7 protein-coding genes and 3 pseudogenes are annotated in these 10,558 nt (G+C 68.6%); 5 read left to right on the top strand and 5 right to left on the bottom strand.

Translation table 11 applies throughout. The features are described from left to right. Positions 1-7: 7 nt before the first annotated feature. The 5 genes and pseudogenes from CSW58_RS16125 to CSW58_RS06245 form a co-directional block, all read left to right on the top strand. Positions 8-520: pseudogene (locus CSW58_RS16125) on the top strand (Asd/ArgC dimerization domain-containing protein); the annotation flags it as partial. Then, positions 445-872, top strand: a pseudogene (locus CSW58_RS16120) (Asd/ArgC dimerization domain-containing protein). The pseudogenes CSW58_RS16125 and CSW58_RS16120, both read left to right, overlap by 76 nt. 202 nt (positions 873-1,074) lie before the next feature. After that, a complete protein-coding gene (locus tag CSW58_RS06255) occupies positions 1,075-1,845 on the top strand; it encodes a sulfite exporter TauE/SafE family protein (protein WP_099446707.1) in 771 nt (256 codons plus the stop codon). A gap of 81 nt (positions 1,846-1,926) precedes the next feature. Further along, on the top strand, positions 1,927-2,616 hold the full coding sequence (locus CSW58_RS06250; protein ID WP_099446703.1) for a hemolysin III family protein: 690 nt from the start codon (positions 1,927-1,929) through the stop codon (positions 2,614-2,616). Positions 2,617-2,621: 5 nt separating this feature from the next. After that, a complete protein-coding gene (locus CSW58_RS06245) occupies positions 2,622-3,866 on the top strand; it encodes a patatin-like phospholipase family protein (RefSeq protein ID WP_369825097.1) in 1,245 nt (414 codons plus the stop codon). Positions 3,867-3,888: 22 nt separating this feature from the next. Here CSW58_RS06245 and CSW58_RS06240 read toward each other — a convergent pair whose 3' ends face one another. The 5 genes and pseudogenes from CSW58_RS06240 to CSW58_RS06220 form a co-directional block, all read right to left on the bottom strand. Continuing rightward, positions 3,889-4,209, bottom strand: a complete 321-nt coding sequence (locus tag CSW58_RS06240) for a hypothetical protein (protein ID WP_099446705.1) — start codon at positions 4,207-4,209, stop codon at positions 3,889-3,891. Between the two features lie 69 nt (positions 4,210-4,278). Further along, positions 4,279-5,175 carry a lipid A-modifier LpxR family protein gene (locus CSW58_RS06235; RefSeq protein WP_236627679.1) on the bottom strand — a complete coding sequence of 299 codons (897 nt, stop codon included), beginning with the start codon at positions 5,173-5,175 and terminating at the stop codon, positions 4,279-4,281. Positions 5,176-5,467: 292 nt separating this feature from the next. Continuing rightward, positions 5,468-7,345, bottom strand: coding sequence for a ribonucleoside-diphosphate reductase subunit alpha (locus CSW58_RS06230; protein WP_099446702.1), 1,878 nt, complete (start codon positions 7,343-7,345; stop codon positions 5,468-5,470). A gap of 379 nt (positions 7,346-7,724) precedes the next feature. Then, complete coding sequence (locus tag CSW58_RS15915) at positions 7,725-8,924, bottom strand: OmpA family protein (protein WP_099446701.1); 1,200 nt, start codon at positions 8,922-8,924, stop codon at positions 7,725-7,727. A gap of 442 nt (positions 8,925-9,366) precedes the next feature. Further along, a pseudogene (locus CSW58_RS06220) lies at positions 9,367-10,558 on the bottom strand (NAD-binding protein); the annotation flags it as partial.

The following is a 10,558-nucleotide window of genomic DNA, read 5'->3' as shown; positions in this document are numbered from 1 at the left end:
CGCGATCGTGGTCGAGGACGCCGCCACCGCCGACTTCAGCGGCCTGGACATCGTGTTCTTCTCGGCGGGCGGCGACACCTCGCGCGACCTGGCGCCGAAGGCCGCCGCCGCCGGGGCGATCGTCATCGACAACTCCTCGGCCTGGCGCAGCGACCCGGAGGTGCCGCTGGTGGTGTCGGAGGTCAATCCGCACGCCCTGAAGTCCATCCCCAAGGGCATCGTCGCCAACCCCAACTGCACCACCATGGCCGCCATGCCGGCGCTCAAGCCCCTGCACGAGGCCGCCGGCCTCAAGCGCCTGACGGTCAGCACCTACCAGGCCGCCTCGGCGGCGGCATGGAGGGCATCGCGGTCCTGGCCCGCCCAGCTGGCGGCCGGGGCCCAGGGCGATGTCGCCGGCCTGGCCCTGAGCGGCGACGCCGTCGCCCTGCCGCCCCCCGAGAAGTGGGTGGTCCCCCTGGCCTACAACGTCGTGCCGCTGAACTATGTCCTGGCCGAGGACGGCTATACCGAAGAAGAGCTGAAGCTGCGCGACGAGACCCGCAAGATCCTGGAAATCCCGGTCTGCCGGTCTCCAGCACCTGCGTGCGGGTGCCGGTGTTCACCGGCCATTCGCTGTCGATCAACGCCGAGTTCGAGCGGCCGCTCTCGGTGGCGCAGGCCACGGCCCTGCTGGCCGCCGCGCCGGGCGTGGTGCTGGCCGAGGTTCCCAATCCCTGGCCGCGACCGGTCAGGACCCGGTCTTCGTCGGCCGCATCCGCCCCGATCCCACCGTGGCCCACGGCCTGGCCCTGTTCGTCACCGGCGACAATCTGCGCAAGGGCGCGGCCCTCAACGCCGTGCAGATCGCCGAGGTCATGCTGGGGGCTTAGGCGGTCGCTCTGATCCTCTCCCTTCCCCTTTGATGGGGGAAGGGCGGGGTTGGGGGTGACCCCGCCGGACGATGTCTCGCAGGCCGGGTCGCAACCGGAAACGCTGCCACCCCCATCCCAACCCTTCCCCATCAAAGGGGGAAGGGCTCTGTCGTTGCGGGCCGGTGGTCCCGCCAAACCCAAGCTGCTAAGCCTCGAACCCATGCTGACCGATCCGTTCTTCTACGCCGTCGCCATCCCGGCCGTGATCCTGCTGGGCCTGGCCAAGGGCGGGTTCGCCGGAATCGGAGTCGTGGCCACGCCGCTGATGGCCCTGGCCATCTCGCCGGTGCTGGCCGCCGCGATCCTGCTGCCGATCCTGATCGTTCAGGACGTGGTCAGCGTCTGGGCCTTTCGCCGGACCTGGGACAAGGGCCTGCTGAAGCTGATGCTGCCGGCGGCGGGGCTCGGGATCCTGCTGGGCTGGGCCTTGGCCGCCCTGGTCTCCGGGGCCGCCGTCGAACTGGCCGTGGGCCTGATCTCGGTGCTGTTCGCGGCTCAGCGCCTGTGGTCGGAGCGGGCGGTCAAGGCGGCGGCGGCCATCGAGGCCGGGCCCGGACGGCCCTGGCTGGGGGCCCTGTGCGGCCTGGTCGCCGGTTTCACCAGCCAGGTCGCCCACGCCGGCGGGCCGCCATTCCAGATCTATGTGCTGCCCCGACGCCTGCCGCGCGACACCTTCATCGGCACCAGCGCCATCTTCTTCGCGGTGGTCAACTGGATGAAGGTCCCCGCCTATGCGGCGCTCGGCCAGTTCACGGCCCAGACCCTGACCACGGCGGCGGTGCTCCTGCCCCTGGCCATCGCCTCGACCTGGGCGGGCGTGTGGCTAGTGCGACGAGTGCCGGCCCAGGGCTTCTACACGGTGATCTACATCCTGCTGATCCTCGTCGGCGGCAAGCTGACATTCGACGGGGCCATGGGCTTGGCGGGCTGACGGGGCTTTCCTTCGCCGCCCCGCTGGCGCCATGATGTTCGCCGTTTATCCGTCATCCAATCGGCGTATGTTGCACGGGCCATGACCACGATCACGACTGACACCTCCCCGGGCGAGCCGCCGCAGACCCACTATCCCAGCGCCGGCGCCAAGTGCGCCGATCTGGTCGTGCACCTGGCCGGCCTGGCCTGCGCCCTGCTGGGCGGCGGCATCCTGCTGGGCCTGGCCTTCGGGCTGGGATCCCTGGGCCAGGTGGCGGCGGTCAGCATCTATACGCTGGGCCTGATCCTGATGTTGTCGCTGTCGACGGCCTATAATTTCGCCAAGGCGCGCTGGCGGCCCCTGCTGCGCCGGTTCGACCATGCCGGCATCTTCATCATGATCGCGGCCTCCTACACCCCCTTCACCACCCAGAACCTGCATGGCTGGTGGGCGATCGGCATGACCAGCGCGGTGTGGACCGTGGCCGGGGTCGGGGTGCTGGCCAAGCTCTTCCTGCCCGGGCTCGACAAGCGTTTCTGGGTCGGGCTCTACCTGGCCCTCGGCTGGCTGGTGCTGGTGGCGATCAAGCCGATGTTCCATGGCATGTCGTGGGTGGCCCTGTTGCTGCTGGCCATCGGCGGACTGGTCTATTCCACCGGCACGATCTTCTATCTGATGCGCCGCCTGAAGTTCCGGCGGGCCATCTGGCACGGCCACGTGATCGGCGGGGCGGGCCTGCACTATGCCGCCGTTCTGGTCGGCGTCGTCCTGACCCATGGCCAGGGCTGAGCCGCTTGGAGCCCGAGTCTAAGACCAGCCTGCAGTCCCTGTTCAAGGACTGGACCGGCAGCCTGCTGACCGGCAAGCGACTCGACGCGCCGGCGGCCGGGGTCGAAACCGAGGCCGTGGGCTTTCCGGGCGTCCGCCTGACCGTCGATCAGGCCGACGAAACCCTCAAGCGGGTCGCCGATCGGCTGGCCCCCAACCGGCCGGTGCTGCAGCGCGACGAATTCAACATCCTGGCCCTGTCAGGCGGCGCGGCCGGCGGCGCCTTCGGGGCCGGGGTGCTGGTCGGCCTGACCCGGGCCGGCAAGCGGCCGCAGTTCGCCATCGTCACCGGGGTCAGCACCGGCGCCCTGATCGCGCCCATGGCCTTCCTGGGCCCGGACTATGATGATCGCCTGACCGAGGCCTATGTCGGCGGCGGGGCCGCCCAGCTGCTCAGCCTCAAGGGTCTGGGCTCGGCGCTCGGCTCGGGTCTGTTCAAGGCCGAGGCCCTGGACGGTCTTGTCGACCCGGTCATCGACGGCCCCCTGGTCGAGGCCGTGGCGCGCGAACACGCCAAGGGCCGGCGGCTACTGATCGCCACCACCAATCTGGACAGCCAGAAGGCGACGATCTGGGACATGGGGGCGATCGCCAGCCGCGGCGGCGACGAGGCCCTGCGCCTGTTCCGCCAGGTGCTGGCCGCCTCGGCCACCCTGCCCGGCCTGTTTCCGCCCCGCATGATTGACGTAGAGAGCCCGGACGGCCAGGGCGGGGTGACCTATTATCAGGAGATGCATGTCGACGGCGGCGTCGCCGCGCCGCTGTTCCTGATGCCCGACGCCCTGCTGCACTGGCGCAGCCTGGGCCAGAGGCTGAGGCGCAGCCGGGTCTATGTGGTGGTCAACACCACCCTCGAGCCTTCGCCGCGCACGACGCCGCCCGGGGTCCCCTCGATCGTCGGCCGCAGCTTCGAGGCCATGCTGCGGTTTTCCTACCGTCAGGCCCTCAGCCTGGCGGCGGGCTTCTGCGCGCGACACAACCTGCCGCTCAGCGTCACCTCGATCCCGTCAACCTTCGATGGGTTCAACATGATGCGGTTTGAAACGGCGCTGATGCGCGAGATCTTCGATGCGGCGGTGGAGATGGCCGCCGGCGAGCATCTTTGGACCAGCCCCTCCAGTCCCGAACCGCTGTGGCGCGGCCTGTTCCGGCGCCAGCCCAACGAACGCCGCGAAACCCGGCCGACCGCGATCGATCCGGCCGGCGTCTAGGGCGCGCCGCGGCGGGAGACTGTCAGGCCTTCTTCAGGTAGCGCGCGCGCAGCTTCTCGACACGCGGCGGATCGGCGCGGAAATCGGCGGCCAGGCCCAGTCGGGCATTGCAGCTGGGGCAGCGCACGGAGTCTTCGTCGGTCAGGTCGGCGGGCGGGTCGAAGCGTGCGCCGCAGGGCTTGCACTTCCAGTCGCCAGTGACTGGCGGCGGCGGGGGCGGCGGCTCGGGGATGACGGGCCGCGCGGGCCTTTGCAGGCGCTGCAATGGAGGAGGCCCGCCCGGCGCGGCGACGCCGCTCTTCAAACTCAGGACCTTGCGGCGCGGGGGCTCGCTATCGCTCATGACCATCGACGCTGCTGTGAAGGATCTTGGCTAGCTGCATGATCCCGGCCGGAAACTCAAGCTTGCGCGTCACCAATGCGGGCGCAGGCTGAACGACAGCGCGACCACGGAGTCCTGCTGTGTGCCCATGCCCATGATCTGGTCCTTGGCCCGAATCTCGCGATGGATATAGCCCAGCGAGGCCTGCATGGCCCCCTTGCGCCAGGCGACCCCGGCCTGGGCGTCGCCGATCAGCTTGCTGGTGACGTCGGAACTGACGCCGGCCCGGCTCCAGTCGCCGTCCTGGCCGCGCAACATGTTCAGACCCACGGCTCGTCCGCTGGCGGCGGCGAAGACATACCAACGTCCGCGATCGCCGAACATGGCCGCGCCGTCACCGACGCCGAGGGAATCGACGACCTTGTCCTCGGCGCTCTTGCCAAAACGCAGGGTGGCGCCGGCCTCGGCCGAACCGCCTTCACCGCCAAAGCCGAGCCCGGCATGGGGGGTCACATCGAGGGCGTAGCGCCCGCCGCTGAACTTGACCGCCGATGGCCAGCCGCGGGTGAGGGTGACATCGACGTCCTCGTCCTCGAAAGGCTGGGCGTCCGGCCGCACCAAGGACAGGGGCGTGGTCCTGGCCGAGCGGGCCACCCCGCCGACCGAGACCCGCACCTGATCGATGGCGGCGTCGGTCTGGCCGAGGACAAAGGCGTTGGAGCGCCAAGTGACCGGACCGCGGCTGTCATAATAGCGGTCTGCGTCCAGAACATTGCCGGTCGGGCCCGACGAGGCGGTCGCAAACAGCCCGCTGACGGCCGCCTCGGCCGAATCAGCCGCCTGGGCCTCCACCCCGACCGGGCTGGGACGAACGTCTCGGAGGCTGAAGTCGACCGGTGCGGAAACCGGGGTGGAGGCGAGGCGGAAGCTCGGCTCCAGCCGCTCGGCCTTGCGGCCGCGCGACGCGTCCCCATCTAAGCTAGGCAAGGGTTTCGCGTTCGCCTTGGCGGCCGTCGGAGACGCCGCTGCATTCGCCGTGGCGCAAGCCACGACGGCGATGACGATCGCAGCGGAGGTTGCCCTCATGACCCGCATTGCGGATCTCCCCATCTCAGTCGATCCAGCCTAACCGCTGGAGCGGCGGCGTCCACTACGGATTGCCGCGCGTGACAATCAACCGCTGGGTTCGCAGTTGGTTCCAAACGCAAGACGGCGGCGCGTTGACCGCGCCGCCGTTCGCTGTTGGTGACTTCAGGCCCGGCAAGGTTCCGGTCGCCGCCTACTGGCAGGCGAGGCATTCATCGTAGTCGGTCTTCTCGGCGACGTCGAAGCTGCTGGCCGACGGCGCGACCAGATCCGAGCCGGCGTAGGAGGCGCGCTGCACCGACTTGGAGCGCAGGTAATAGAGGCTTTTGACCCCCCGCTCCCAAGCCTGCCAATGCAGCATGTGCAGGTCCCACTTGTCGACATCGCCCGCCAGGAAGATGTTGACCGACTGGCTCTGGCAGATCTCTGGCGTGCGATCGGCGGCCAGTTCGACCACCCAGCGCTGGTCCAGCTCAAAGGCGGTCTTGTAGACGTCCTTGTCGTCCTGGCTGAGGAAGTCCAGGTGCTGGACCGAGCCCTCGTTCTCGAGGATCGAGCCCCAGACCGCGTCGGTGTTGTGGCCCTTCTCGTCGAGCAGCTTTTCCAGATAGGGGTTCTTGACGGCGAACGAGCCCGACAGGGTCTTGTGGGTATAGATGTTGGCCGGGATCGGTTCGATGCCGGCGCTGGTGCCGCCGCAGATGATCGAGATCGAGGCGGTCGGGGCGATGGCCAGCTTGTGCGAGAAGCGCTCCATCGAGCCGCGATCGGCGGCGTCCGGGCATGGGCCCTTCTCCTCGCCGATGGCGATCGAGGCCTTGTCGGCCTCGCGGCGCAGGTGCTTGAACATCCGCATGTTCCAGCTCTTGGCCAGGGCGCTCTCGAACGGCACGTTCTGGCTCTGCAGGAAGCTGTGGAAGCCCATCAGGCCCAGACCCACCGAGCGCTCGCGCATGGCGGCGTAGGCGGCCGTGGCGGCCGCGTCCGGGGCCCTGTCGATGAAGTCCTGCAGGACGTTGTCGAGGAAGCGCATGATGTCCTCGATGAACATCGGATGGTCGCGCCATTCCAGGAAGCTCTCGGCGTTGACCGACGACAGGCAGCAGACGGCCGTGCGGTCATTGCCCAGGTGGTCGACGCCGGTGTGCAGCATGATCTCGCTGCACAGGTTCGACTGGCGGACCTTCAGGCCCAGCTCGCGCTGGTGCTGGGGCATGGCGCGGTTCACGGTGTCGGAGAAGATCAGATAGGGCTCGCCGGTCTGCAGGCGCAGTTCCAGCACCTTCTGCCACAGCGAACGGGCGTCGACCTCGCGCAGCACTTCATTGGTCTTGGGCGAGCGCAGGCCGAACTTCAGGCCGTCGCGGACGGCGTGCATGAACTCGTCGGTGATCGAGATGCCGTGGTGCAGGTTCAGGGACTTGCGGTTGAAGTCGCCCGAGGCCTTGCGGATCTCGAGGAACTCTTCGATTTCCGGGTGGAAGATGTCCAGATAGACGGCGGCCGAACCGCGGCGCAGGGAGCCTTGGCTGATGGCCAGGGTCAGGCTGTCCATCACGCGGATGAAGGGGATGATGCCGCTGGTCTGGCCCTGGCCCTTGACCTTCTCGCCGATCGACCGGACGCCGCCCCAATAGGTGCCGATGCCGCCGCCATTGGCCGCCAGCCAGACGTTCTCGTTCCAGACGCCCAGGATGCCGTCGAGGCTGTCGGACACCGAGTTGAGGAAGCAGCTGATCGGCAGGCCGCGCTCGGCGCCGCCATTGCTGAGCACCGGCGTCGACGGCATGAACCACAGCTTGCTCATATAGTCGTAGACGCGCTGGGCGTGGTCGGCGTCGTCGGCGAAGGCCGTGGAGACCCGCGCGAACATGTCCTGATAGGACTCGCCCGGCAGCAGGTAGCGGTCTTCCAGCGTGGTCTTGCCGAAGTCGGTCAGCAGGGCGTCGCGCGAGCGATCGACCTCGACCTTGCGCACCAGGGCCAATTGCGGCCCCGCGGGACGCACCGACTCGGAGCGGACCTCGGAGAGGGGCTGAATTTTCGCCGCTTCACTGCCTGTCATGATCAAAATCCATAATCAATCAGCGTGTTCCAGAGCAGGGAATGCCCCATCCAGCCGCTACATCTTGTGGCCGAGGAGCCCCCCGACCCACATATGGGGCCACAGTGGCTAATGACTCGTCAACGGCGAGAAACGCCTCCGGCGAGAGTTTTTCGTTAACAAGCTGTGAATGACCCATGGTCTCCGGGGATATGCTGGGCAGGATCAAGGGGTTGGCGCGGCGGGAAATATTTCGCCGCGACAAGGCGCCACAGGGCTTGACGGGGCGCTCCGAGGGCGGATGACCGCGGCCGGGCGATCGCCCCGCCCCGAGCCGGCGTGACGCGCACGAAAAAGGGCCCGGCGTCGCCGCCGGGCCCTTCCTCGAACAGTCTGGACCTGGATCTTAGAAGTTGATCGAGATCGTGGAACGGCGGTTCAGCGGTTCCTTCACACCATCGCCGGTGGCGACGGCGGGGGCGCTTTCGCCCTTCCAGTCGACGGCGACGGTGGACGAAGCCACGCCCATGCCGACCAGCGCGTCAGCCACGGCCTTCGCACGACGTTCCGACAGGCGGGCGTTGTACTTGGGCGAGCCCGACGTGTCGGTGTGACCGACGATGACCAGTTGCGTGGCCTTGCCGGCGTTGGCGTAGTTCGCGGCTTCCGAAACCACCGACTGGGCTTCCGGCGTCAGGACCGATTGGTCGAACGGGAAGTAGACGATGAATTCGCGAGCCTCATACGCCGGCGGAGGCGGCGGGGGAGGCGGCGGGGGAGGCGGCGGGGGCGGGGGCGGAGGAGGCGGGGGCGGCGGCGGCGGGGGCGGCGGGGGCGGCGGCGACGCGAACGAGTAGCGCAGACCAACGGTCAGCGACTGGTCAACGTACTGGCCTTCCCATTCGCCCGGCTGGAACGCGGCGTTGGAGCCGGCCGACAGCCACTGGTGATCGTCGCCGGTGATGACGCGATAGGTCAGGTCGATCTTCAGCTTGTCGGTCGCCTTGATCGAGGCGCCGGCCAGAGCTTGCCAGGCGATGGCGACGTCGTCGTCGTCAACGGCCAGGTTCGGAGCGCCGCCACCAACGGTGGTCGCGGTCTGACCCAGGGCGGTCACTTCAAGACGGTTCAGGCCAAGGCCGACACCCACGAACGGGTTGATGCGGGCGTCCGGCGCGAAGTCGTACAGGACGTTGAACATCAGCGTCCAAGCGTCGATCGAACCGTCCGGCGAGCCGCACTTCGGCGAGGCGATGGTGCGGACGACGCCCGGGGTGCAGAGACCCGGCGAGGCGAGCGGGCGGGCGGCGCGGTTGCCGCGAACGCTGACGAGATCGCCGGGGCGATAGCCGCCTTCGAGTTCAGCGCGCCAGTTCGGGTTGAACTGATAGCCGAGACGGACGAAGCCGGCCCAGTCGTCATCAGCGGTCCAGGTCCAGTGATAGGTAGCCGAATCCGGCGCCTTCAGGTTGGATTCGGCGCCAATGCCTTCCGGCCAGTGATAGCCAAGGTCCACCGCACCATACCAGCCGGTGTCTTGGGCCGAAGCGCCCGACGCGGCGAAAACCGCGGCTAGAGCGACCCCCGCCAGGAATTTGAGTTTCATATCAAGAGCCCTCTATTGCCCTGCTCCGGCCGAAGCCGATCGAGCACTGTTATACCAAGGCGCACGACGTGCGAAAGTGTCAGCAAAGCCACACTTGCCAGGTTTCGCTTCACTGGCAAACCAGTTCAGCGCCACAATGACCGCCCCTCCGGGTCAACTTGCAAGCGAGTTAGCTGAAAATCCTCACAGAGAGCGCCAGCCCGTATTGGCGTCGCATGCGAATCCGAACAGCGCAAGACCTTGGGTCACATTTGGCGAGTCTTTGGGCGCAAACTCGCCCTATTCGCCACAATCGGGTCGAAGGCGCCCACAACCACAGGAGCACTGGTCCGTGCACGGGATGCAGACCCGGCGCGGCCAGGGCGAGTTCTAGAAGAGTCGCGGCGCACCGTCCAACCTAGACTGAAGTGACCTTGGCGGCCGCCCTGCGCGGCCAGAAGAACTAGCTGGGCCCGACCAGACGCCGGCGCCGTCCGCCCAGGGCGTCTGGCCGGTTGAGCGCCTTGCGGTATTCGTCCCGGCGTTCGTGGATCGAGGCGATGACCAGTCCCATGGGCACGCCGACATCGACCAGCACGGCCTCCGACAGCTGCAGGGAGGCCTCGATGGTCTCGGGGACCGCGTCGGTGGCCCCCAGTTCGTAGAGCCGCTTGGCGTGGCGGGCGTCGCGGGCCCGGGCCACGATCGTGATGTCGGGCCGATGCTCCCGGGCCGTGGCCACCACCGCCTCGGCGGCCTCTGGCGCGTCCATGGTCACCACCACCGCCCGGGCCGCCGCCAGGCCGCAGCGTTCCAGAAGTTCGACCCGCGCGGCATCGCCATAATAGACCCGGTGGCCGGCGCGGCGGCCCTGCTCGACCAGGCGCGGGTCGCGGTCGATGGCGATCCAGGGCAGGTCGTGGCGGGTCAGCATCTCGCCCACCAGCCGTCCCACCCGGCCAAACCCGACCACCAGCACCCGGCCCGATGGCTCCTCGCCCGGCGCCGGGACGGGGGCCTCGGCGGTCGGGACGGCGGCGGCGCGCGCCAGTCGCGCGCCGAGCCCGGTCAGCACCGGGATCAGGAACATGGTCAGGGTCGCGGCCACCAGCACCGCCTGGCCGACCTCGGCCGACACCACCTTGGCGCCCATGGCCTTGTCGAGGATGACGAAGGCGAACTCGCCGCCGGCCGCCAGGGTCAGGGCGCTTTCGGCCGCCGCGCGGCTGGACAGGCCAAAGCCCCGGGCCAGGCCGGCGATGATCACGGTCTTGAGCGCCAGCAGCCCGGCCCCGATCCCGAGGATCAGCAAGGGCGAGGCCAGCAACAGCGACAGGTCCAGCCGGATGCCCAGCGACACGAAGAACAGGCTGAGCAACAGGCCCTTGAACGGCTCGATCTTGACCTCGACCTCGTGGCGATACTCGGTCTCGGCCAGCAGAACCCCGGCCACGAAGGCCCCCAGGGCCATGGACAGGCCCGACAGGGCGCTGACCAGGCCGGCCCCGATGATCACCAGCAGGCAGGCGGCCATGAACATCTCTTCGCTCTTGGCCTTGGCCACGAAGCGCATCATCGGCCGCAGGGCCAGCCGCCCGACCAGGACGATCAGGCCAGGCCGATCGCCGCCGGCCCCAGCGCGACCAGCCCGCCCA

Source organism: Caulobacter sp. B11 (genome assembly GCF_002737765.1).
GTDB lineage: Bacteria > Pseudomonadota > Alphaproteobacteria > Caulobacterales > Caulobacteraceae > Caulobacter.
This window is presented reverse-complemented; position numbering and strand designations above follow the sequence as displayed.